This is a genomic window from Ensifer sp. Root278 (genome assembly GCF_001429285.1).
Taxonomy (GTDB): Bacteria; Pseudomonadota; Alphaproteobacteria; order Rhizobiales; family Rhizobiaceae; genus Ensifer.
The window spans coordinates 281,426-302,042 of sequence record NZ_LMJJ01000023.1 but is presented as its reverse complement, the minus strand read 5'-3'; the positions used below and the strand labels follow the sequence as shown (position 1 = coordinate 302,042).

The 20,617-nt window shown below is 63.0% G+C and carries 22 protein-coding genes; 15 read left to right on the top strand and 7 right to left on the bottom strand.

Translation table 11 applies throughout. The annotated features are described in order from the left end of the window. Window positions 1-60: 60 nt before the first annotated feature. The gene (locus tag ASE60_RS17850) at window positions 61-1,572 is read left to right on the top strand and encodes a UbiD family decarboxylase (RefSeq protein ID WP_057251876.1); all 1,512 of its coding nucleotides are present in this window, start codon (window positions 61-63) and stop codon (window positions 1,570-1,572) included. Beyond that, a complete protein-coding gene (locus ASE60_RS17845; protein WP_057251875.1) occupies window positions 1,569-2,147 on the top strand; it encodes a UbiX family flavin prenyltransferase in 579 nt (192 codons plus the stop codon). The genes ASE60_RS17850 and ASE60_RS17845 overlap by 4 nt, the downstream gene beginning before the upstream one ends. On the opposite strand, the gene ASE60_RS17840 is transcribed toward ASE60_RS17845, so the two are convergent. The 4 genes from ASE60_RS17840 to ASE60_RS35230 form a co-directional block, all read right to left on the bottom strand. Further along, entirely contained in the window at window positions 2,144-2,836 is a 693-nt protein-coding gene (locus ASE60_RS17840) for an NnrU family protein (RefSeq protein WP_057252109.1), read from the bottom strand. The genes ASE60_RS17845 and ASE60_RS17840 overlap by 4 nt on opposite strands. Before the next feature lie 10 nt (window positions 2,837-2,846). Further along, window positions 2,847-3,275 carry a hemerythrin domain-containing protein gene (locus tag ASE60_RS17835; protein WP_057251874.1) on the bottom strand — a complete coding sequence of 143 codons (429 nt, stop codon included), beginning with the start codon at window positions 3,273-3,275 and terminating at the stop codon, window positions 2,847-2,849. Window positions 3,276-3,504: 229 nt separating this feature from the next. Then, the gene (locus tag ASE60_RS17830; protein WP_057251873.1) at window positions 3,505-4,188 is read right to left on the bottom strand and encodes a DUF1326 domain-containing protein; all 684 of its coding nucleotides are present in this window, start codon (window positions 4,186-4,188) and stop codon (window positions 3,505-3,507) included. A gap of 279 nt (window positions 4,189-4,467) precedes the next feature. Next, a complete protein-coding gene (locus ASE60_RS35230) occupies window positions 4,468-4,623 on the bottom strand; it encodes a hypothetical protein (protein WP_089044838.1) in 156 nt (51 codons plus the stop codon). A 123-nt stretch (window positions 4,624-4,746) separates the two neighbouring features. Here ASE60_RS35230 and ASE60_RS17825 point away from each other — a divergent pair, with 123 nt between their 5' ends. The 6 genes from ASE60_RS17825 to ASE60_RS17800 all read left to right on the top strand — a co-directional run bounded on the left by ASE60_RS17825 (window position 4,747) and on the right by ASE60_RS17800 (window position 10,368). Continuing rightward, window positions 4,747-5,304 (top strand): cytochrome c oxidase subunit 3, encoded by a 558-nt coding sequence (locus tag ASE60_RS17825; RefSeq protein WP_057251872.1) that lies wholly within the window; start codon window positions 4,747-4,749, stop codon window positions 5,302-5,304. A 5-nt stretch (window positions 5,305-5,309) separates the two neighbouring features. Beyond that, window positions 5,310-5,588 (top strand): cytochrome C oxidase subunit IV family protein, encoded by a 279-nt coding sequence (locus ASE60_RS17820; protein WP_057251871.1) that lies wholly within the window; start codon window positions 5,310-5,312, stop codon window positions 5,586-5,588. 170 nt (window positions 5,589-5,758) lie between these two features. Further along, a complete protein-coding gene (locus tag ASE60_RS17815) occupies window positions 5,759-6,211 on the top strand; it encodes a cytochrome c (RefSeq protein ID WP_057251870.1) in 453 nt (150 codons plus the stop codon). A gap of 24 nt (window positions 6,212-6,235) precedes the next feature. After that, a complete protein-coding gene (locus ASE60_RS17810) occupies window positions 6,236-7,582 on the top strand; it encodes a nitric-oxide reductase large subunit (RefSeq protein WP_057251869.1) in 1,347 nt (448 codons plus the stop codon). A gap of 63 nt (window positions 7,583-7,645) precedes the next feature. Further along, window positions 7,646-8,458, top strand: a complete 813-nt coding sequence (locus tag ASE60_RS17805; protein ID WP_057251868.1) for a CbbQ/NirQ/NorQ/GpvN family protein — start codon at window positions 7,646-7,648, stop codon at window positions 8,456-8,458. Between the two features lie 8 nt (window positions 8,459-8,466). Beyond that, window positions 8,467-10,368, top strand: coding sequence for a nitric oxide reductase activation protein NorD (locus tag ASE60_RS17800; RefSeq protein WP_057251867.1), 1,902 nt, complete (start codon window positions 8,467-8,469; stop codon window positions 10,366-10,368). Between the two features lie 79 nt (window positions 10,369-10,447). Here ASE60_RS17800 and hemN read toward each other — a convergent pair whose 3' ends face one another. Then, on the bottom strand, window positions 10,448-11,800 hold the full coding sequence (hemN, locus tag ASE60_RS17795; protein ID WP_057251866.1) for an oxygen-independent coproporphyrinogen III oxidase: 1,353 nt from the start codon (window positions 11,798-11,800) through the stop codon (window positions 10,448-10,450). A gap of 222 nt (window positions 11,801-12,022) precedes the next feature. Here hemN and ASE60_RS17790 point away from each other — a divergent pair, with 222 nt between their 5' ends. The 4 genes from ASE60_RS17790 (at window position 12,023) to ASE60_RS17775 (ending at window position 14,648) form a co-directional block, all read left to right on the top strand. Continuing rightward, window positions 12,023-12,301 (top strand): DUF2249 domain-containing protein, encoded by a 279-nt coding sequence (locus ASE60_RS17790; RefSeq protein ID WP_093235290.1) that lies wholly within the window; start codon window positions 12,023-12,025, stop codon window positions 12,299-12,301. A 143-nt stretch (window positions 12,302-12,444) separates the two neighbouring features. Next, window positions 12,445-13,824: a hypothetical protein gene (locus tag ASE60_RS17785; RefSeq protein ID WP_057251864.1), complete on the top strand. Its 1,380-nt coding sequence runs from the start codon at window positions 12,445-12,447 to the stop codon at window positions 13,822-13,824. Further along, entirely contained in the window at window positions 13,805-14,335 is a 531-nt protein-coding gene (locus tag ASE60_RS17780; protein WP_057251863.1) for a DUF2249 domain-containing protein, read from the top strand. Before ASE60_RS17785 ends, ASE60_RS17780 begins: the two co-directional genes overlap by 20 nt. Further along, the gene (locus tag ASE60_RS17775) at window positions 14,322-14,648 is read left to right on the top strand and encodes a metal-sulfur cluster assembly factor (protein ID WP_057251862.1); all 327 of its coding nucleotides are present in this window, start codon (window positions 14,322-14,324) and stop codon (window positions 14,646-14,648) included. The genes ASE60_RS17780 and ASE60_RS17775 overlap by 14 nt, the downstream gene beginning before the upstream one ends. A 68-nt stretch (window positions 14,649-14,716) precedes the next feature. Here ASE60_RS17775 and ASE60_RS17770 read toward each other — a convergent pair whose 3' ends face one another. After that, the gene (locus ASE60_RS17770) at window positions 14,717-15,940 is read right to left on the bottom strand and encodes an NnrS family protein (protein WP_057251861.1); all 1,224 of its coding nucleotides are present in this window, start codon (window positions 15,938-15,940) and stop codon (window positions 14,717-14,719) included. A gap of 340 nt (window positions 15,941-16,280) precedes the next feature. On the opposite strand from ASE60_RS17770, the gene nirK reads away from it, so the two are divergent. From nirK to ASE60_RS17755, 3 genes are all read left to right on the top strand, one after another. Then, a complete protein-coding gene (gene nirK, locus ASE60_RS17765) occupies window positions 16,281-17,417 on the top strand; it encodes a copper-containing nitrite reductase (protein ID WP_057251860.1) in 1,137 nt (378 codons plus the stop codon). A gap of 100 nt (window positions 17,418-17,517) precedes the next feature. Beyond that, window positions 17,518-18,435: an SUMF1/EgtB/PvdO family nonheme iron enzyme gene (locus ASE60_RS17760; protein WP_057251859.1), complete on the top strand. Its 918-nt coding sequence runs from the start codon at window positions 17,518-17,520 to the stop codon at window positions 18,433-18,435. Between the two features lie 174 nt (window positions 18,436-18,609). Beyond that, window positions 18,610-19,308, top strand: a complete 699-nt coding sequence (locus ASE60_RS17755) for a Crp/Fnr family transcriptional regulator (protein ID WP_063891491.1) — start codon at window positions 18,610-18,612, stop codon at window positions 19,306-19,308. Between the two features lie 402 nt (window positions 19,309-19,710). Here ASE60_RS17755 and ASE60_RS17750 read toward each other — a convergent pair whose 3' ends face one another. Further along, the gene (locus ASE60_RS17750) at window positions 19,711-20,514 is read right to left on the bottom strand and encodes a class I SAM-dependent methyltransferase (protein ID WP_057251858.1); all 804 of its coding nucleotides are present in this window, start codon (window positions 20,512-20,514) and stop codon (window positions 19,711-19,713) included. Between the last annotated feature and the right edge of the window lie 103 nt (window positions 20,515-20,617).

Below are 20,617 nucleotides of genomic sequence, written 5' to 3'. Positions count from 1 at the left end.
GCCGCCGGTTGTTTGCGCCACGTCAAAGACAAGGGCCATTCGCCGCCACAAACAGGCTCCATGAACAGGACCTTCCGCCCGTCCCAGGGCTTTGCAACGCTTCAGGAATTTGTCGATACGCTCGAGCGCGAGGGCGACCTGAAGCGCATCTCACGGCCGGTTTCGCTGGTGCACGAGATGACCGAGATCCACCGCCGCGTGCTTGCGGACGACGGGCCGGCGCTTCTTTTCGAGCAGCCGATCGATGCCTCTGGCGCCGTGCAGCCGATCCCGCTTCTCACCAATCTCTTCGGGTCGGAACGCCGGATCGAACGCGGTTTCGGCCTGATGCCGGGAGGGCTCGATGCGCTTGCCGCCGAACTGGCGGAACTGCGCGACCCCAGAGCGCCGCAGTCGCTGCGCGACGCCTGGGATCGGCTGCCTCTATTGAGATCGGCGATGTATATGCGGCCGCGAAAGGTAACGCGCGCACTCTGCCAGGAGGTCGTCTGGCGTGATCACGAAATCGACCTCGGGCGCCTGCCGGTCCAATGGTGCTGGCCGGGCGAGCCGGCGCCGCTCATCACCTGGCCGCTGGTGATCACGCGCGCCCCGGATGATCCGCTGGATGTCAATGTCGGCATCTATCGCATGCAGGTGCTCGGCCCCGATCGTGCCATCGTGCGCTGGCTCGCGCACCGCGGCGGCGCCCGCCACCACCGTCTGTGGCAACGGCTGGGTCAGGATATGCCGATAGCGGTCGTTATTGGCGCCGACCCGGCAACGATCCTAGCTGCCGTCATGCCGCTGCCCGACGGGTTGAGCGAGCTGAATTTTTCAGGACTGCTCAGGCGCGGCAGGACACAGCTTGTGAAGGCGAAGACCGTGCCGCTTTCGGTGCCGGCCAATGCGGAGATCGTGCTGGAGGGTACCGTCTCTGCCGTCGAAACGGTAGAGGAGGGTCCCTATGGCGACCACACCGGCTACTATAATTCGGTCGAGCCGTTCCCGGTCATGCGTCTGTCGGCGATCACCATGCGCCGGAACCCGCTTTATCTCTCGACCTATACCGGCCGGCCGCCGGATGAGCCCTCGCGGCTCGGTGAAGCGATGAACAGGCTGTTCGTGCCGCTGGTTCGCAAGCAGTTTCCGGAGATATCCGATCTCTGGCTGCCTCCGGAAGCCTGTTCCTACAGGGCCATGGTCGTCTCGATCGACAAACGTTACCCGGGACAGGCCAAGCGTGTGATGATGGGGCTTTGGTCGATGCTGCCGCAGTTCAGCTACACCAAGCTGATTATCGCCGTCGATCCCGATATCGACGTGCGCAACTGGTCCGATGTGATATGGGCCTTGGCGACTCGTTTCGATGCCAGCCGCGACGTGACCGTGATCGAGGGTACGCCGATCGACTATCTCGACTTCGCCTCGCCGCGCTCTGGCCTCGGCGGCAAGCTCGGGCTCGACGCCACCAACAAGATAGGCACCGAAACCGATCGCGACTGGGGGCGGGTCCTCGAAATGTCGCCAGAGGTCATCGGTCAGGTCGATGCGATCTGGGCCGGTCTCGGGCTTGGAGGACTGACACGATGACCCGAATGAAGATCGTGCTCGGCGTCACCGGCGCTTCCGGTGCAGCGATTGCGGTGCGCATCGCCGAGCGGCTCAGCGATATCGAAAGCGTCGAGATGCATCTCGTCCTGTCGCCGGCGGCGCACCGCACACTCGCGCACGAGGTTGGCGCGGAGGCGCTTCCGTCGCTGTTACGTAGGGCTACCCGAACCTATGATCACGCCGACATCGGTGCGGCGATTGCGAGCGGGTCGTTTTCGACGGCGGGCATGATCATTGCTCCGTGCTCCATGCGTACGCTCGCGGCTATCTCCGCCGGCATGGCCGACAATCTCGTGGTTCGCGCCGCCGACGTGCATCTGAAGGAGCGCCGCAGGCTGATACTGATGGCGCGAGAGACGCCGCTGCATCTCGGTCACCTGCGCAACATGTGCGCCGTCACCGAAATGGGGGCGATCATCATGCCGCCCGTGCCGGCCTTCTACCATCGACCTGAAACCGTGGACGCCATCGTCGACCATCTGGCGGCGCGGGCTATCGACCTCCTGGCGCTGCCGATCGCCCCGCTGGCAAAGGCCTGGCAAGGTGAAGGCTAGTCGAAGGCAGCAGCCTGGAGCAGCGGGTCGGCGCCGAAGAGGACCTCGTGACCGCCAAGCAGCAGCCAGACGGCAATCGCCACGGTGGCAAAGGCGGCGATGATCATCACCGGATCGGCACGCAAACGGGTTTCGCCCCGAATAATCGCTGCGAAGGGCCAGACCGATGTGCCCTTCGAGGCCGCTTGCCAGCCGTCACCGAGACGACGGCGTGCGCGCTTTTCGAGCATGAAAAAACCGCCGACGGAAAACAGCGCGAAGCCGCCGAAAAGCACGAGCGAGCGCAGGTCGCCATTGGGCACGATGTGACCGGCGGCCCAGAGGAGGAAGCCCCAGAGCACCGGATGACGGGTGATCGTCACGATGGCGCCGGGCCGCTCGTTGCCCTGGTAGATCGAGATCGACAGCGCGTTCTCGCTGAAAAGGCCGGCCAGCACGAGAAAGATCCCTAGCGGCGCCAGCATGAAGGTCATCCACGCCTGCCAGGCGGCCGGTTCCCAGAGCGGGATGAAATCGAGCTGCAGCGCTGCGTGAAAAATGAACCCGAGAGCGAGCAGCGACAGCAGCGAGTAGACCGCGAAATAGGTCGAGCGGCCGAGCCGGTCGATCAGGCCCTGGCGCAGCGCCGGCCAGGCCGGCACCAGATGGAGCAGGAGGAAGACGGCGAAGGCGAGGAGGAAATAGGTCATGTCGATCTCCTCACGCATGGCGCCAGAGAAGCAGGCGTTCCGTTGCCACGTGGCGGCGAACGGTTTCGAAGAAGCCCCGCAACATGTAGCCGATCGCATCCCAGCTGAGCGAAGCCCTGTTGTCGAGAACGGCCTTCAGCACGTGCACCAGTTCGGCGGCTGCCCGATCGTCCTGGTCGTGTTCGGCGCGCAGTCGGGCGATCAAGGCGTCGCGATCATCAGTCGCTCGCCGGTCTTCGACTGCAGGAAACAGGATCATTTCCTCCAGCGCGTGGACGCGCCGGAGCTTTTCCGGAAGTTCCGTCATGATCACGCGGCAGCTTGTCAGGTCGATGCGGCGCGGAATGGAATCGGCGAGCGTCTCGAGGCGATCGCACAGCGAAAGAAGCTCGCGGTAAGCCTGTCCCAGCTCGTGGTGTTCCGAAAATTGCTGCTGCATCGATCTGCTCCGTTGAGTGTCGTGCTTGAACTACACCCAACGGCAACGGTCCTCTTTGACATTTCTCAAAGTCTGCGGCGTGACCGTTCATGGCTCGGACGCTTGTCTCGCGCGATACGAACGCGTTGGCGACGGGCGTCCTTGTCACAGCAATCAGATTGTGACTTGGAGTTTGCAAGCCCGGAACACGGCCGCGGCCTTTGGCCGGGCTTGGCTCCGTCGCCGTCATTCACGGACGCGGTGTCAATCGATCAAGCCATGCAGTCAGTCTTGATCTTTCGCGGACCAAACCATTCTGATTGAAGTGGTGAACACAAAAATGCGCCCATGAATCCTCGTAGGCCATCTCCATACTTCCGGTGACCGCAGTCGTACCTAGCCCGATCTCTGCGTAGGTAAACTCGAAACTGCCACTCGGACGTGCCATCGCAATGTGGAACGGTTGACCAGTAAACTCGTTGATCATCGGCCGACCGCTGCTGCGCATGACGCCGGGTATCTCTACTCTGGCGGTTCTGAGTTCCAGGTCCGCTTCAAGATGAATCGGCAGGAACAATGTCTCGCAAAACTCCGAGCATGTGGATGCGAACACGGAGAACAGATTGCTGAGTGGTTCGCCTGCTTCGCCCGAGATGATCGCTTCAAGCGCGCTCCGTTGCGCTTGATCCGCACGCTCGTCGATAACGATCAGGCGCTGGCCGTTTCCATCCTTGATTTCACCTGGCCACTTGTACATCGCCGCCCAGTTCAGGCCCGCTATCGGCGTATCGCCAAAGTAGCCTTCCACAATGTTGCCGACGAATGCCGACTGACAATAGCCGTGGGTGCTCGGCAGGTTGAACTGGCAGCCGCAGTTCATGGCGCAATTGCAGTTATCGTAAGTCTCGCTCTTGAATAGCCATTGGTCGATCATACCCTGATCCTCCCCTAGTCCGTGAGAGAGGGCAGCTCGTCAGGCTGAACTCTTCTGCATCGCTCCGCGCCCGCGACACGCGCCCAGTTTGGATGCGGAAGAAACCGAAGCTGAGCAGTGCTGACATGTGTCAACCGCGAGGCTCGAACTCCGATTATAGCATGACTTGGAAGGGCGGCTCATCGCTCCAAAAGCGGAATCTGACAAGCCGTCCGCGAGCGTGGTTATGAGTCCACTCCCTTAGGTCCAGGCAGCTGGCGCCGCGGAAGACTTCGCGCCTTAGCGATCGAGGAAGAGAACGATCGCGATTGCAACGGAGGAGAGGATCGCCGACAGCGTCGCGCCGCGCTGAAGCACGCCCATACGATAAAGCACCAGGGCGAAGACGATGATGATGGGGGTGGCGACGGAAAGGCCGATCTGTGCGTCTGTCATCGGAAGGCTCCTTTGTTTCCCGCCAATAGCCCCGCCCCCTGCCGCCTTCTTTGCTCAATCGCAAAGACAGGGTGGGCGCCCGTGCCTAGCTCAAGCCTCAAGTTTTTTGACGGAGGCGCTGACATGGATGCGCGCAGTCATCCGATTGCCGCGACGGCGGAAGAGGACACGACGGACACACTGCTGCTCTGGGTGCTCGTCTGGAGCGAACTTGCCGCCTTCGGCATTTTGCTTGCCGGTTTTCTGCTTGTCGGTCTCGTCCAGCCGGACGCGTTTGTTGCCGCCCGTTTGCATCTCGATCCGCTGCTTGCCGGTATCAACACGCTTGTTCTTCTGACCAGCGGCTGGCAGGCGGCCCTGGCGACAAGGCCGCGGGCGTCGCTCGGGCAGCGCCGGCGGGCGCTGGTGAATGCCGCGCTTATCGGCTTTGCCTTCGTGGCGATCAAGCTCTTCGAATACAGCACGGAGGCGGGCGTCGCCGGCGATCCTGCATTCGGCTCCTTCTTCGAACTCTATTTCCTCGTCACCGGTTTCCATCTGCTGCACGTCGTCTTCGGTGCCTTTGTGCTGCTCATCGTTGCGTGGCGCCCGGCATCCGGCAACGTCACCCTGATCACCACTCTGTGGCATGTGATCGATCTCGTCTGGATCGTGATGTTTCCGCTCGTCTATCTCGTGTGAGTGCCATGACCGACCGAAATCCCCGACAATTGTTCAACACCTGGCTCGTGCTCGCCGTGGTCGTGATCGCGGGCATGGCGTTGATGGCGATCGCCGGGCCGACAGCTCCCGTCATCGCGGTCTTGCTCGGGCTCGCCGTCGTCAAATGCCGGTTCGTCGCGCTCGATTTCATGGGGCTCAGGCAGGCGCCGTCCGCCCTTCGCTTAGGCCTTTTGATTTGGCCCGTAACGCTCGTCCTGCTCGCCGCAGCGAAGCAGGTGTTGAGCACTGTTCTCTTCATCTGAGCTCACCCGCCGACTTGTTTGCCGAAACGCAAAGAAGCCGCCGCCGATTTCCCTAGACATGGGTTCGCCCCGATTGTTGCCGGCGTTGGAAGTACCGACGCCACACGGGGAGGGGATCAGATCAGCCGGCCGCGCTCTTCGCGGCCAACTGAAATCGAAAGGACCACGTGATGGCAGAACGCCTCACCAAAACCGGGGCCCGTAACGTCTTTTACGGCGGGTCCTTCTTTTTCTTCGCAATCTTCGTCGGGCTGACAGCTCACAGCCACTACTACATGCGGACGACCTCGACGGATGAAACGACGCTGACCGATGCGGTCGCACGCGGCAAACACGTCTGGGAAAAGAACTCTTGTATCAACTGCCACACGCTCCTGGGCGAGGGCGCCTATTTCGCGCCCGAGCTCGGCAATGTCTGGAAGCGCTTCGGCGGCGAGGCCGATCGAGACGGCGCCCGCGAAACGCTCAAAGCCTGGATGGCCGCCCAGCCGACCGGCATCGAGGGGCGGCGACAGATGCCGCAGTTCAACCTCTCCGAACAGGAACTCAACGACCTCGCCGATTTCCTCGAATGGACGAGCCGCATCAAGACCCAGAACTGGCCGCCGAACGAGGCGGGTTGAGCAGAGCAATTGGAGTGTGACACCATGAAATACCAAACCCAGAAGGTCGCGATGCTCTACTTCTACGGAGCGCTCGGCCTGTTCCTCGCCCAGGTGCTGTTCGGCGTGCTTGCCGGCACCATCTATGTCCTACCCAATACGCTCTCCGAGCTCCTGCCCTTCAATATCGTGCGCATGGTCCACACCAACGCGCTGATCGTCTGGCTGCTCATGGGCTTCATGGGCGCGACCTATTACCTGCTGCCGGAAGAGGCGGAAACCGAACTCTACAGCACGAAGATCGCCATTGCGCAGTTCTGGATCTTCCTGATCGCCGCGGCCGTCGCCGTCGTCGGCTACCTCCTGCACATTCATGAGGGGCGCGAATTCCTCGAACAGCCCTTCGCAATCAAGGTGGGAATCGTCATCGTCGCGCTGATGTTTCTCTACAACATCACGCTGACGGTGCTGAAAGGCCGCAAGACCACCGTCACCAACATCCTGATCTTCGGGCTCTGGGGTGTGGCGATCTTCTTCCTTTTCGCCTTCTACAACCCGATCAACCTGGCGCTCGACAAGATGTACTGGTGGTACGTCGTTCACCTCTGGGTCGAAGGCGTCTGGGAGCTGATCATGGCATCGGTGCTCGCCTTCCTGATGATCAAGCTCAACGGCATCGACCGCGAAGTCGTCGAGAAGTGGCTCTATGTCATCGTCGGCCTGGCGCTCTTCTCCGGTATTCTCGGCACGGGCCACCACTATTACTGGATCGGTGCGCCGGGCTACTGGCAGTGGATCGGTTCGCTGTTCTCGACGCTCGAAGTGGCCCCCTTCTTCACCATGGTGATCTTCACCTTCGTGATGACCTGGAAGGCCGGCCGCAAGCATCCGAATCGCGCAGCCCTCCTCTGGTCCATCGGTTGCTCGGTTATGGCCTTCTTCGGTGCCGGCGTCTGGGGCTTCCTGCACACGCTGTCTTCGGTGAACTACTACACCCACGGCACGCAGGTGACCGCGGCCCACGGACACCTCGCCTTCTTCGGCGCCTATGTGATGCTGAACCTGGCGGTCATGGCCTATGCCATCCCGGAGATCCGCGGCCGCGCGCCCTATAACCAGTGGCTGTCGATGGTGAGCTTCTGGACCATGTGCACCGCCATGTCGGTCATGACCTTCGCGCTCACCTTCGCCGGTGTCCTCCAGGCGCACCTGCAGCGGGTGCTCGGCGAAAGCTACATGGACGTCCAGGACCAGCTCGCGCTGTTCTACTGGATCCGCCTCGGCTCCGGTGCCGTCGTGCTGATCTCGGCGCTGATGTTCATCTGGGCGGTTCTCGTCCCCGGCCGCGAGCGCAGCGCAAAGCTCGCCAGCATCGTCCAGCCTGCCGAATGACCAAGCAACCGGCGCGGCTTGCCGCGCCGGCACCCCCAAGAAATCCCACCATGGAGACTTGCCATGAGCCCTGTCCAAACCGCCGTCAGCCGCGCGGCGCTCGATATTCCCGCCTATAGTCCCTCCGGCAATGAATGCGCGCTTTTCGAAAGCGCCTGGGTGCGGCAACTGCCGCTGCTCCTCAAGGGACCGACCGGTTGCGGCAAGACCCGTTTCGTCAGCCACATGGCAGCGAAGCTCGGCCTGCCGCTTTCGACCGTTTCGTGCCACGACGACCTTGCCGCCGCCGATCTCACCGGCCGCTATCTCCTGAAGGGCGGCGACACCGTCTGGGTCGACGGCCCCCTGACCCGCGCCGTGCGCAATGGCGGCGTCTGCTATCTCGACGAGATCGTCGAGGCCCGCAAGGACGTGGCCGTCGTCCTGCACCCGCTCACCGACGATCGCCGCATGCTGCCGCTCGAACGCACCGGCGAACTGCTCGAGGCTCCGTCGAGCTTCATGCTGATCGTCTCCTACAATCCCGGCTACCAGAACTTGCTCAAGAGCCTGAAGCCCAGCACAAGGCAGCGCTTCGTGGCGATCGAGTTCGACTTTCTGCCGCGGAACGAAGAGATATCAGTCGTTTCCCAGGAAAGTGGATTGCTGGAAAGCCAGGTGGCGCCGCTCGTCAACCTCGCGCAGCGGCTGCGTGCGCTTAAGGGGCATGATCTGGAAGAAGGCGTGTCGACCCGGCTGCTCGTCTATTGCGCCTCGCTGATCGATGCCGGCATGCCGGTCAGGGACGCGGTGCGCGCCGCGATGATCGAACCGCTCACGGATGAACCGGATGTGCGCGCAGCACTTCTCGAAGTGGCCGGTTCGCTGATCGCCTGAGGTGGACCATGCTTGATTTCCTCGAGCTCGAAGAGACCGTCGGACGGGCCTGGCACCGCTTCGTCGGTAATACCAGAACCTGGCGGCGTTACCCGGAACACGCGGTGAAGCTCGCCGATATGATGCCGGTGCTCGGCGTCTCATTTCGCGGACACGGCGGCGAGGCGGCGGTGCAGATCGTACCCGCCCGCGGGCGCACGTCGGGCCATCGCTTGCGCTGGCGGCAGCGCATGGGGCTCGGCGAAGAGAAGCTCGTCCAGCCGGCGCGCGACCACGCGTCGCTGATGCTGCCGGGCGAGATCGATATTTTTCCGACGAAAGACCTGAACCGGGATCTCTATCACTGGCTCGTCGCCTATATGGCGACGATGCCCGTTGATCCCATCGACGAAACCGATCCGCTCCGTCGCGACCTGGCGCTGGTATCGCGCGCCCAGGAAACGGTCGAGGAAGTATTCCAGCGGTTCCCCGGTCTCCGGCGGCGCTATCGGCGCCTGGCCGAGGCGACGCTTGCCGAGCGCCAGCGTGGCGCGCTGCCGTCGATCGAGCAGCATCTCGAAAACCGTATCCTGCGCCTGTTGCGCAAGGTCGTAGGTGAGGCGGATGCGACGCTGCCGGTGATCTTCCCGCATCGCGCGCCGCCCGGCTACCTGCCGATGCTGCCGATGCCGCTTTGGCCAGACACGCTGCTGCGCACAGAAACGACGACCACGCGCGACGAGGATGTCGCCGCGACACCGGGCACTCAGAGTGCGGTTGCCGAAGTCGAACGCCACGTCGCCGTGCGCGAAAATCCGGAAAACCGCAAGGGGGAGCGCAGCCCCTTCATTCTCAACCGCTTCGAGAAGATCCTCGCCATGGCCGAAATGGTCAATGTCGACCGTCCCGGCGACGACAGCGACGACCACGACAGCAAGGCGGCCGAGGAACTCGACGACATGACGCTTGGCGAGCGCAAGGGACGCCCCTCGGCACGCTTCCGCTTCGATCTCGACCTGCCGCCGGAAGCCGTCGATGCGACGCCGTTGACGGCCGAGCTCACCTATCCCGAATGGAACTACCGAACCGGACAATACCTCAAGGACCATTGCCGGGTGCTGGCGACGCCTGCCTGGGCCCAGGAAGAGCGGACCGAGCTCACGGAGGAAAGCAAGAGCCTGATCCGCCGGGTGCGGCGCCAGTTCGAAGTGCTGCGCCCGCGGCACGAGATGCTGCGCGCGCAACTCGACGGCGCCGATCTCGATCTCGATGCGGTCGTGCGCGCCCGCACCGATCTCGCCGCTGGCGGCCAGGGCAGTGATCGCATCCATCTGATGAGCCGGCCGCAGGTGCACGATCTGGCGGTGACGATCCTCGTCGACGTGTCGCTGTCGACCGATTCCTGGTCCGACAACCGGCGAGTGCTCGACGTGGAGAAGGAGGCGCTGCTCATCCTGGCGCACGGGCTGTCGGCCTGCGGTGACAACCACTCGATCCTGACCTTTACCTCGCGACGGCGCGACTGGGTGCGGGTCGAAACGGTGAAAGCCTTCAACGAGGCGATGGGACCCCTGGTCGAGGCGCGCATCGCGGCGCTGAAGCCCGGCTATTACACCCGCATCGGCGCCGCGATCCGTCATGCCTCTGCCGAGCTTCGCCGACAACCGAACCGCAAGAAGCTTCTCCTGGTACTGACCGACGGCAAGCCCAACGACATCGACCATTACGAGGGGCGCTTCGCGCTCGAAGACAGCCGCCGTGCGGTCACGGAAGCACGGCGCAGCGGCATCAACACCTTCGCCGTCACGGTCGATCGCGAGGCGAAGTCCTATGTGCCTGCCATGTTCGGCCAGAACGGCTACGCCGTGGTCGGCAACATCTCGCGCCTGCCCGCGGCACTGCCGGCGATCTACCGCAATCTGGTGGGATAGTGGAGGTGGAAATCAGCCGAGAAGACAAGAAGGCCCGGCAATCGCCGGGCCTTTCGCGTTCAAGACGGGATAAGATCGCTCAAGCCGCCTTGCTGTGTACTCTCTGGGACTCGTCGATATAGGCATCGAAGGCGGCCGCGACTGCGCGGATGACGAAGCGGTGTTCGGGGCGGACGGTGATGACGCCATCAGCGATATCGATCACGCCATCCTGCCGCAGCTCCGCCAATTTGCCGTTGCCTTCGACGAGCGACTGCCCGTCCCGGCCGTGCGCCGCGGCGATCGCGGGAATATCGACACTGAAATCGCACATCAGCCGTTCGATGATCGCGGCGCGCAGCCGGTCCTCGTCGGTCAGCCGGTAGCCCTTGGTGGTTGCGAGGCGGCCCGAGGCGATTCGGCTCGCATAGACACCGGGCGGCACCTCGTTCTGGACATAACCGTCGCGCGAGCGGCCGATCGCCGAGGCGCCGAAACCGATCAGCGTCTCGCAGTTGTCGGTGGTATAGCCCTGGAAGTTGCGGCGAAGCCGGCCGGTCGCCTGGGCGGTGACGAGGTCGTCGTCAGGCAGGGCGAAATGGTCGAGGCCGATCTGCCGGTAGCCGGCCTTGATCAGCGCCTCGCCGATGGCCAGCGCCTGTTCGGCGCGGGCGCTACTGTCCGGCAGTGCCGTCTCGTCGATCATGCGCTGATGCTTCTTGAAGCTTGGCACATGGGCGTAGCCGAAAACGGCGAACCGCTCCGGACGCATCGTGACGGCCGCTTCGACAGTCTCGATGCAGGAGCGCACCGTTTGATGCGGCAGGCCGTAGATCAGGTCGAAATTGATCCCGCCAATGCCGGCGCCGCGCAAATGGGCGACCGCTTCGGCCGTCTGCTTCTCACTCTGAATGCGATTGATCGCCTTCTGCACAACGGGATCGAAGCTTTGCACGCCAAGGCTGGCGCGCTTGACGCCGCCTTCGCCGAGCGCCTCGGCCATGGCGAGTGTCAGCCGGCGCGGATCGATCTCGACGGCGACGTTGGCCGACGGCGACAGTGCGAAGCGCTCACGCATCAGCGTCATCAGCGCGAGGAATTCGCGCGGCTCGATGATCGTGGGCGTGCCGCCCCCGAAGTGCACTTCCGCGACAGGCAGCGGCCTGCCGACGGTGTCGGCGACCATGCGGATCTCGTCTCTCAGCACGTCGAGATAATCGAGGATCGGATCGTCCTTCTTGGTGATCGTCGTGTGGCAGCCGCAGTACCAGCACATCGAGCGACAGAAAGGGATGTGCAGATAGAGCGACACGTCCTCACCTGCGGGGATAGCCTTCAGCCAGTCGCCGTAGGTGTGGTCGTCGACCGTTGCGGCAAAGCGTGGGGCGGTCGGGTAACTCGTGTAGCGCGGCAGGCGCATTTCACCGTATTTCAGGAGCGCGGAAGCTAACATTTCGTCCTCATCTGGGTGCCGATGGATGCACCTTTCTAGGCCTCGCGGCCCGGCAACTCTTTGCGAAAAGTCAAGGACGGGGGTGGTCTCGGCCAAACCGGGATTTGTTTGCGCTTCGACAAAATGTCGCGGTGCCGCCGCCGCTAGGTTGCGGAAATCCGGGGCGTGTGCGCCGGCGTTTCCCGGACCATCATCAAACGACGGCGCCTAGAGCGGATGACTATGACCATTGCAGAGACCGACAAGCCCTTCATCGATGTGCGGACCATTCCGCCGGTGGAGCGCCATCCGAAAATCTTCGGCATGCTGAATGCGCTTGCCGAGGGTGGTGCCTTCATCATCATCAACGATCACGATCCGCGTCCGCTGCACTACCAGCTGGAAACGCGCTATCCGGGCGAGTTCACCTGGGAGTATCTCGAGCAGGGACCGGCTGTCTGGCGTGTCGAAATCGGCCGGCAGCAGTCCTCCGGCTGCGATTGCTGCTGCGGCGGGCACTGAGCCCCAGTGCGCCTCAAGAGCGGGATCGGGAAAAGTGGATGCGGATTTCCGCTCACATCCCGCTCTAACTTACGAGAATCGGTCACGTTTATGGCTTTTGGTCGGCTCGGCCAAAACCATCGTGCTCTAGGGGATGAACCACCATGTTCGCAGCAACGCTATCCCGCTGGACGATGTCCTACTTCGCGGCCGCGCTGATCTTTCTCGTCCTTGGCGAGATCATGATGGTTCTCGGCTACGGCTACCCGGTCTCAGCCCTTGAGGCGCCCGAAACGCTGGCGCTCGTCCATGCCGTCGTCCTGGGCTGGTTGAGCCTGTTGATGACCGGCGCGCTGCTGCAGTTCGTGCCGGTCCTCGTCGGCCGGCCGCTTTCCTTCCCAAGCGTCGCACTGCCGGCGCTCCTCTTCCTCATCGCCGGCATCGCCGGCCTGACACTTGGTTTCGTCAGCCTGTCCGGCGCGATAGATCTTCCGGTAACAGTGCTTCCTGTGGGAGCCGCTTTCTCAATTGTCGGGTTTTCGGTGCTTGGCTTTGCTTTCGCAGCCACGCTCTGGCATGCCCGCCCCCTGCCGCTCCCGGCCCGCTTCGTCGCGGTCGGTCTTGCTGCGCTCTTCGGCACGATGCTGCTCGGCGGCGTCTATGCCGGGGTACTGTCGGGGTTGATCGATGCGGAAGCTGCGATCGACCTGACGATCGATGGGCTTTCACTGCATGCTTCCCTGGGCCTGTGCGGCTGGTTGAGCTTCACCACCATGGGCGTCAGTTATCGGCTTTTGACCATGTTCATGCTGTCGCCGGACAAGGAGCGGACAAGCAGTCGCGTGGTCTTCGCGCTTGGTGCCCTTTGCCTCGGCCTTCTTGCAGCGGCTGTGCCGGTCATTCTCGCGGGTACTTTCGGTCGCTCCTCGCTCCTACTCCTCGCCGTTGGCTCCGGCGCTGCCGTGGTGGCGATCTATATCGCCGATATCCTGCGGATCTATCGGGAGCGTCGCCGCAAGGCGATCGAGCTCAACAGCCGCGCCAGCATCGGCGCCTTCGCGTCGTTGATCGCTGCGACTGCGCTGTTCGTCGCGCTGCTCGCGACCGGCCGTCTCGACGCGGGTTCCGGTGCCGTTATCTATCTCGTCGCCTTCGGCTGGCTGACGGGCATGGGCCTTGCCCAGCTCTACAAGATCGTGCCGTTCATGACCTGGCTCGAATGCTACGGGCCGGCGCTTGGGCGTATGCCAACGCCAAGGGTTCAGGACCTCGTCGTCGAGGTCTCGGCCCTTCGCTGGTTTTGGCTCTATTATCTGACGGTAGCGCTCGGTACTCTGGCCCTGCTGATCGGTAGTGTTGTCCTCTTTCGCTTTGCGAGCCTCGGCCAATTGATTGCCGTCAATGCGCTCATCCTGGAGTTCGTGCGAACACGGCGTCTGATCAACGTTCCGGCTGAACTTCGATTGCCTGATGGACTTGTTCGACCAGGCCTGTTTTTGCCATCCATTCCTCACGGAGGTTCCCATGAGCCAAGATCCCTATGAACTCGATGTCCGACCGCTGTTGCGCGGTGGCAGCGACCCGTTCCAGGCCATCATGAATGCCGTTGACAATCTGGCGCCGGGCCAGGCGCTGAAGCTGATTGCAACCTTCCGGCCCGTTCCGCTCTACAGCGTCATGGCCGGACGTGGTTTCACCCATCAGGACCGCCCGCTCGACAATGGCGACTGGGAGGTTCTGTTCACGCCCGAAGGAGACGTAGACGAAATCCGGCTTTCGGTCGGCGAAACGGATCTCGACACCTGGCCCGACCCGAGCCGCCAGCTCGACCTGACCGAGCTCGATCCGCCCGAGCCCATGGTGCGCATTCTGGCGACGGCCGAGAAGATGGCGGAGGGTGAAGTGCTCTTCGCCTTGCTCGCACGCGAGCCGCTGTTCCTCTATCCGGAGCTCGCCAAACGCGGGCACAAATGGGCCGGCAATTTCGATGCGACCGGCGAGACCTACCGGATCCTTATTCGCGTCGGCGGGAGGCGCTCCCATGTCGGCGCCTGATACCCTGGACCTCGAAGCGAAGATCCGCGATGCGCTGCGCATCATCATCGACCCCGAAATGGGCAAGAACGTCGTCGATCTCGGCCTGATCTATGACATCGACGTCCAGGAGGGTGGCATCGCCCGCGTCACCATGACGACAACGATCAAGGGGTGCCCGGCGACGGCCTTCCTCAAGGAGGCCGTACAGAACTGCGTCTGGTATGTGCCAGGCGTCGAATATGCCGAGGTCCGCCTGACCTACGAGCCGCCCTGGACGCCTGAGATGATGGCCGAAGGCGCGATCGAATTCGCGCAAGGCGGCATCTTCTAAGAGTTGTCCTGCAACAAACAAAAGGCGCCGCTGATGCGGCGCCTTTTGTTTTGGGTTCGAACGTGCAGTCAGGATGACGCGCGGGGCGATCGGCGATCGCAGACCAGCATCGGCCCGTATTCGAGCGCGAACAGCGCGAAGGCGGCAATCCACAACACGCCCGAAAGTGCAATCAGATGATGATAGTGTGCGGGCAGCACCTCTGCCAGCGGCCGGATCAGTGCTGCGGCCATGATGGCGACGTAGGAGGCGGTGGTGAGTGTTGATCCCACCAGCGGTCGTCCGGTGTGGCCGCGGCTGGCGCGGGTCATGACGGCGAGCATCATCGAGGCAATCACGCCCACGGTGAGCACGTGCATGACCGGGTATTCGCTCAGGAGTTCGACCGCTCCGGCGGCGACGGCCAGGAAGCCGAGCGGCACGAAGGCATAGGCTGCGTGCAGCACGAAGAGTAGCGTCTCCGGCCGGGTCGCCCATCCGCGCCAGCGGAACAGCCGCACCATGTGGAAGGCGCAGGCGACAAGCGCGATCGTCCCCGTGACGATGTGATCAGGTGCGAAGGTCCAGGCAGCGAGCGCCGCGACACCGATCAGGATCGCCGCGGTGTCGAAGCGGTTATAGGGCACCGGGAAATTTGTGCGCCCGACCTTGTTCAGCCAGTTGCGCGTGAAGCTCGGCACAATGCGTCCACCAACGATCATGATCAGCATGGTGTAGGCGCCGATCGCCAGTCGCGCCGCGGCATCGACGTCGAGGTCGCTGAGAACCGAAAGGTGAAAGCAGATATTGGCGGCAGACAGGAGCACCAGCCCGCCGATGACTTTCAGGTCTTTCCATTTGCGACCGACGATCACCTCGCGCGCGCAGATCAAAAGGAGCACAGGCAGGAACAACGCTTCGATACCGGCCGCGACTGGCAGGCCGATCAAACCGCTCGATAGCAGAGCGATCCGTCCGACCACCCAGAGCCCAAAGAGGCCGGCGAGCGGACCGCCGGAGACCGGCAGCCTTCCCGTCCAGTTCGGGATCGCCGTCAAAAGGAAGCCGCCGAGCACGGCGGAGGAGAAGCCGAACAGCATCTCGTGTGCGTGCCAATGGGCGGCGCCGTAGTTGCCGGCAAGGTCGAGCCCGAGAATCAGTGCCGAGATCCACAGCACCATGGCACCGATCGCCCAGAGCGCGGCACCGAGAAAGAACGGCCGGAAGCCATAGGAGAAAAGCACCGGCCCGGTGGTGGAGAGTCCGCGCGGGATGCCGCCGCTCGGTTTCGGTCTTATGAGTCTGTCCAACATGATCGTCGTCCTCATCGTGCGTGCTTGCGGACTTGCGGATGAGGCTTGATCTATCAATGGCTTCAGAGGGGCTCTTTGCGAAAACGCAAGTATCGCGGCCCCGCTCCGCCAGGTGTGTTCATGCGGGGCAAAGAAAAACGATCGCCTCGAAACGATTTGTTCCAAGACAAAGACGCGATTCGTCTGTGGTTCTATTTCTTTTGTGACTGCTGGGGGACCCGTGGTCGAGACCGGAGGTGAGGCCGCCCAAGTCGGCGCCGCCCACCCTAACTCGTTGAATACAGGCGCGTTTCGCAGAAAGGCCAATTCCGGCCGCTGGAGCGCGTCGAAGGAGAGCAAGATGACTGAACAACTTCAGATGACCCGCCGGACGATGCTTGCCGGCGCTGCCCTGGCGGGCGCGGTTGCGCCGCTTCTCCATACCGCTTCGGCACAGGCGGCCGGCGCCGCCACGGCAGCGGGTGCTGCCCCCGTCGACATCTCGACCCTGCCGCGCGTGAAGGTCGATCTCGTCAAGCCGCCTTTCGTCCACGCCCATGAACAGGTCGCCAAGACCGGACCGCGCGTCGTCGAGTTCACCATGACGATCGAGGAAAAGAAGCTGGTGATCGACCGCGAGGGCACCGAGATCCACGCAATGACCTTCAACGGCTCGGTGCCTGGCCCGCTGTTGGTCGTGCACGAGAACGACTATGTCGAGCTCCGGCTGATCAACCCGGCGACCAACACGCTGCTGCACAACATCGACTTCCACGCCGCAACCGGCGCGCTGGGCGGTGGTGCGCTGACGCAGGTCAACCCGGGCGAGGAAACCACGCTTCGCTTCAAGGCCACCAAGCCCGGTGTCTTCGTCTACCATTGCGCGCCCGAAGGCATGGTGCCCTGGCACGTCACCTCGGGCATGAACGGCGCCATCATGGTGCTGCCGCGCGAGGGCCTGAAGGACGAGAAGGGTCAGCCGTTGACCTATGACAAGATCTACTATGTCGGCGAGCAGGATTTCTACGTGCCGAAGGACGAGGCCGGGAACTACAAGAAGTACGAAACCCCCGGTGATGCCTACGAAGATGCGGTGAAGGCGATGCGCACGCTGACCCCGACCCACATCGTCTTCAACGGCGCGGTCGGCGCGCTGACCGGCGACAACGCCCTGACAGCGGCTGTGGGCGAGCGCGTGCTCGTCGTCCATTCGCAGGCCAACCGCGATACGCGGCCGCACCTGATCGGTGGGCATGGTGACTATGTCTGGGCGACCGGCAAGTTCCGCAACCCGCCGGACCTCGACCAGGAAACCTGGCTCATTCCGGGCGGAACCGCGGGCGCTGCCTTCTACACATTCCGCCAGCCGGGTGTGTACGCCTATGTCAACCACAACCTGATCGAGGCCTTCGAACTCGGCGCTGCCGGCCACTTCAAGGTCACCGGCGATTGGAACGACGACCTCATGACTTCGGTCGTCAAGCCGGCGTCGATGTAGACGGCTGAAGCAAGGTGATTGCGGGGCCGCGATCTGCGCGATCCCGCACGCGAACAAAGGCACGCGCTCGTCAGCGCGTGCCCTTCCCCGGAGGCCTCCCATGACCAGCAACAAGAAATCTGCGGTTTCGCTCCTCTCGCTCGCAGCCCCGGCCGTCCTTTTGGCCGCAATCGGTGGCGTGCTTTCGGCGAAGGTGGGGCTGTTCGACGATCTCAAGGACGGCGTCGACCTGTCGATCAGGCCGCCGGTGACCGTGACGATCGCACCGCGTCAAATGAGCTATCGGGCGGAGGGACACTTCCTGAAGAACGGCTTTGCTGTCGATGCGCCCATCGTCGTTGCGGCGCTCGAGCAGCCGCTCGAGATCATGAAGTACCAGGTGACGCGTCAAGATTTTGAACGCTGCATCGCCGACGGCGCCTGCCAGCAGCCGGAGGGCGGCCATGGTGCCGGCCTGTCGGGCGTGCCGATGACCGGGGTCAACTATACCGACGCGAACGACTATGCGGCATGGCTGACCAGGAAGACCGGCGAAATCTGGCGTCTGCCGACCGACCAGCAATGGGCCTTTGCCGCCGGCTCCAAGTTTCCTGACGATGCGCTCGGGATCGACGGCAGCAAGGAAAATCCGGCGCTGCGTTGGTTGGCAGACTACGAGCGCGAGGCGAGCCGGCAGCGGGCGAAGGACCCGCTGCCGCAGCCTTCGGGCGCTTTCGGCGAGAACGAGTACGGCGTTGCGGACCTGGACGGCAATGTCTGGGAATGGACAGAGACTTGCCACCGCCGCGTGACGATCGGCGACGATGGCGAGGTGCTGAAGGAGCAGCCCGCCTGCGGCATCTTCGTCGTCAACGGCAAGCACCGGGCATCGATGAGCTTCTTCATCCGTGATCCGAAGAGTGGCGGCTGCGCCGTCGGCGTGCCGCCCGATAATCTCGGCTTCCGGTTGGTGCGCGACGGCCGCTGGTATTCGGGCTTCCTCTACGCCTTCGAACGCCGGCTCCAGGGCGCCGGGTAACATGGCGCAGGCAGTGGACCCGCTGGGGCTCGCACCTCTCAACCGGCAAAAGCATGTGGCAATCGCGGTGCTATGGCGTCCTTTGCACATCTGACAGGACGTGCGGCGCCGTGGTCCTTTTGCAGGGTTCCGGGCTGTGCTAGAGCAGAGCAACTCAAACGGCAGGATGCCAAAGTGGCTGCACTCGATCGCACACTCGTCAAATCGCTCCCTCTTTTCCAGAAAATGAGCGATCAGGAACTGGATTCGCTGCTGACGCGCGCCACGGTGCGGCGTGTTCCGCAGAACGAAGCCGTGTTCGAGCAGGGTGCGCAGGCCGACTTCTTCTTCCTGCTGCTGCACGGCCGGCTGAAGGTGACCCAGGTCACCAAGGACGGGCAGCAGATCATCGTCCGGGTCGTCAATCCCGGGGACCTCTTCGGCTTTGCCCGCGCGCTGCAGCGCAGCGACTATCCGGGAACGGCGACAGCCGCGACCGAGAGCCTGGTTCTCGCCTGGCCGACGGAGCTTTGGAACGTCTTCGTCGAGAAGAACCCTCACCTCGCCGTCAACGCCATGCATACGATCGGGCAGCGTCTCGACGAGGCGCATACCCGCATCCGCGAAATGTCGACGGAAGAGGTCGAGCGCCGTGTCGCCCACACGGTTCTCCGCCTTGCGGAGCAGGCGGGCAAGCCGGAAGGCGGCGGCGTCCGCATCGACTTCCCGATCTCGCGCCAGGATATCGCCGAGATGACCGGAACAACGCTGCACACCGTCTCGCGCATCCTCAGCGCCTGGGAAGGGCAGGGCCTCGTCCAGGGCGGACGACAGAAGCTGATGCTCAAGGACATTCCAGGCTTGCGGCGTCTGGCTGAACGGATTGGCAGCTAGAATGGCCGGCCGTACACCAGCGCGCGATCCTGCGACGTTCTTCCACATCGCATGACGGCCATTCACTTGCGAGTGACGAGCTATTGAGAACCCACCCCGCCAATCGCAGGATTGCACAATGTCGACGGGAAGGGATCTTAGATCACGGTTTACGGTGGTTCAGCGTCTACTTTGGAGCGACGATCCCAGGATAGAAGTCACCGTCGCCGCCTTCGTAGTTGCCGCTGTAACCGCCACCGCCGGTTTGGGAGCATGCGGCGAGGCCCAGAACTATTGCCAACAAGATTGTAGCGCGCATTTTTCTACCTTTTTCAGTTCATCGTTCACGACAGGGCTGTCGAAATTCCGTCCTATCATGTGGGGGATCAACCGATATCGGGCAATCCCAATGGCAGGATTTTGCTAGGGTTTTTCCGCGCGCACAGCGTAGCGATGCTGGGACTGCCGTGCCAGACCCTTGAAGACATTCCAGTTCTTGGCCTGGGTGCGATGGATTTCGCGCAGGTCCCTGTCGACCGTGATGTCGACGAAGCCGGCCTTCTGCAACAGTTCGACGACGGCCTCGGCGTGGGCGCCCTTGGAGAAATGCACGCGGGAGAGAATGCTGCGATGCGTCGCCATCATCTGCGGTGAACCGGTCGGCGTTTCCGCCCTGAAGAGGCCGAGGCGTTGTCCCCAGGCGCTGAGCTTCGAGAACAGCCGCTCGAGTGCCGTCGAGTTGACGAAGTCGCCGTCGACGACGAGCAGCGTGCCGCCCGGCTTCAGCACGCGCAGCCATTCGGCAAAGGCTGCGGCCGGATCGACGAGTGTCCACACCAAGTGCCGGTTGACGATCACATCGTAATGGCCGTCGGGCTCCATGGTATTTTCGGCGTCGCCGAGGGCAAAGCGGATCGAGCGGCCACGATTGCGGGCCTTTTCGCGGGCGCGTTCGAGCATGGGTTCGGCCCAATCCAGGCCCTGCACCTTGAAGCCGAGTTCGTCGAGCAGGTGCGAGATGACGCCCGTCCCGCTGGCAAGGTCCAACGCGGCGCGGCCGGCGCCAGGTCCGAGGTGGCGTAGAAACAACGCGTGCCAGGCAGCGCGCTCCTCCTCCGAGAAGATCTCATGTCCCGGTGACAGATCGAAAGTTGCGGCGCGCTCCGACCAGTAGGCCTTGATTTCATCCCGCAGGTTGTAGTTCTGCCGATCCGTTACATCGCTCATGTCGACACCGCCGTCTCTGTTTGGAGGCGTTCTAAAAGATAAATGTTGACTAATAAAGTCATGAAACATTAGATCGCGTCGATTTTCCCAGCGGAGCAGAAAA

Bases quoted from the DNA above. Each gene is read 5' to 3' on its own strand.
- ASE60_RS17850 (WP_057251876.1), top strand. From the start codon at position 61: ATGAACAGGACCTTCCGCCCGTCCCAGGGCTTTGCAACGCTTCAGGAA.
- ASE60_RS17845 (WP_057251875.1), top strand. From the start codon at position 1,569: ATGACCCGAATGAAGATCGTGCTCGGCGTCACCGGCGCTTCCGGTGCA.
- ASE60_RS17840 (WP_057252109.1), bottom strand. From the start codon at position 2,836: ATGACCTATTTCCTCCTCGCCTTCGCCGTCTTCCTCCTGCTCCATCTG.
- ASE60_RS17835 (WP_057251874.1), bottom strand. From the start codon at position 3,275: ATGCAGCAGCAATTTTCGGAACACCACGAGCTGGGACAGGCTTACCGC.
- ASE60_RS17830 (WP_057251873.1), bottom strand. From the start codon at position 4,188: ATGATCGACCAATGGCTATTCAAGAGCGAGACTTACGATAACTGCAAT.
- ASE60_RS35230 (WP_089044838.1), bottom strand. From the start codon at position 4,623: ATGACAGACGCACAGATCGGCCTTTCCGTCGCCACCCCCATCATCATC.
- ASE60_RS17825 (WP_057251872.1), top strand. From the start codon at position 4,747: ATGGATGCGCGCAGTCATCCGATTGCCGCGACGGCGGAAGAGGACACG.
- ASE60_RS17820 (WP_057251871.1), top strand. From the start codon at position 5,310: ATGACCGACCGAAATCCCCGACAATTGTTCAACACCTGGCTCGTGCTC.
- ASE60_RS17815 (WP_057251870.1), top strand. From the start codon at position 5,759: ATGGCAGAACGCCTCACCAAAACCGGGGCCCGTAACGTCTTTTACGGC.
- ASE60_RS17810 (WP_057251869.1), top strand. From the start codon at position 6,236: ATGAAATACCAAACCCAGAAGGTCGCGATGCTCTACTTCTACGGAGCG.
- ASE60_RS17805 (WP_057251868.1), top strand. From the start codon at position 7,646: ATGAGCCCTGTCCAAACCGCCGTCAGCCGCGCGGCGCTCGATATTCCC.
- ASE60_RS17800 (WP_057251867.1), top strand. From the start codon at position 8,467: ATGCTTGATTTCCTCGAGCTCGAAGAGACCGTCGGACGGGCCTGGCAC.
- hemN (WP_057251866.1), bottom strand. From the start codon at position 11,800: ATGTTAGCTTCCGCGCTCCTGAAATACGGTGAAATGCGCCTGCCGCGC.
- ASE60_RS17790 (WP_093235290.1), top strand. From the start codon at position 12,023: ATGACCATTGCAGAGACCGACAAGCCCTTCATCGATGTGCGGACCATT.
- ASE60_RS17785 (WP_057251864.1), top strand. From the start codon at position 12,445: ATGTTCGCAGCAACGCTATCCCGCTGGACGATGTCCTACTTCGCGGCC.
- ASE60_RS17780 (WP_057251863.1), top strand. From the start codon at position 13,805: ATGAGCCAAGATCCCTATGAACTCGATGTCCGACCGCTGTTGCGCGGT.
- ASE60_RS17775 (WP_057251862.1), top strand. From the start codon at position 14,322: ATGTCGGCGCCTGATACCCTGGACCTCGAAGCGAAGATCCGCGATGCG.
- ASE60_RS17770 (WP_057251861.1), bottom strand. From the start codon at position 15,940: ATGTTGGACAGACTCATAAGACCGAAACCGAGCGGCGGCATCCCGCGC.
- nirK (WP_057251860.1), top strand. From the start codon at position 16,281: ATGACTGAACAACTTCAGATGACCCGCCGGACGATGCTTGCCGGCGCT.
- ASE60_RS17760 (WP_057251859.1), top strand. From the start codon at position 17,518: ATGACCAGCAACAAGAAATCTGCGGTTTCGCTCCTCTCGCTCGCAGCC.
- ASE60_RS17750 (WP_057251858.1), bottom strand. From the start codon at position 20,514: ATGAGCGATGTAACGGATCGGCAGAACTACAACCTGCGGGATGAAATC.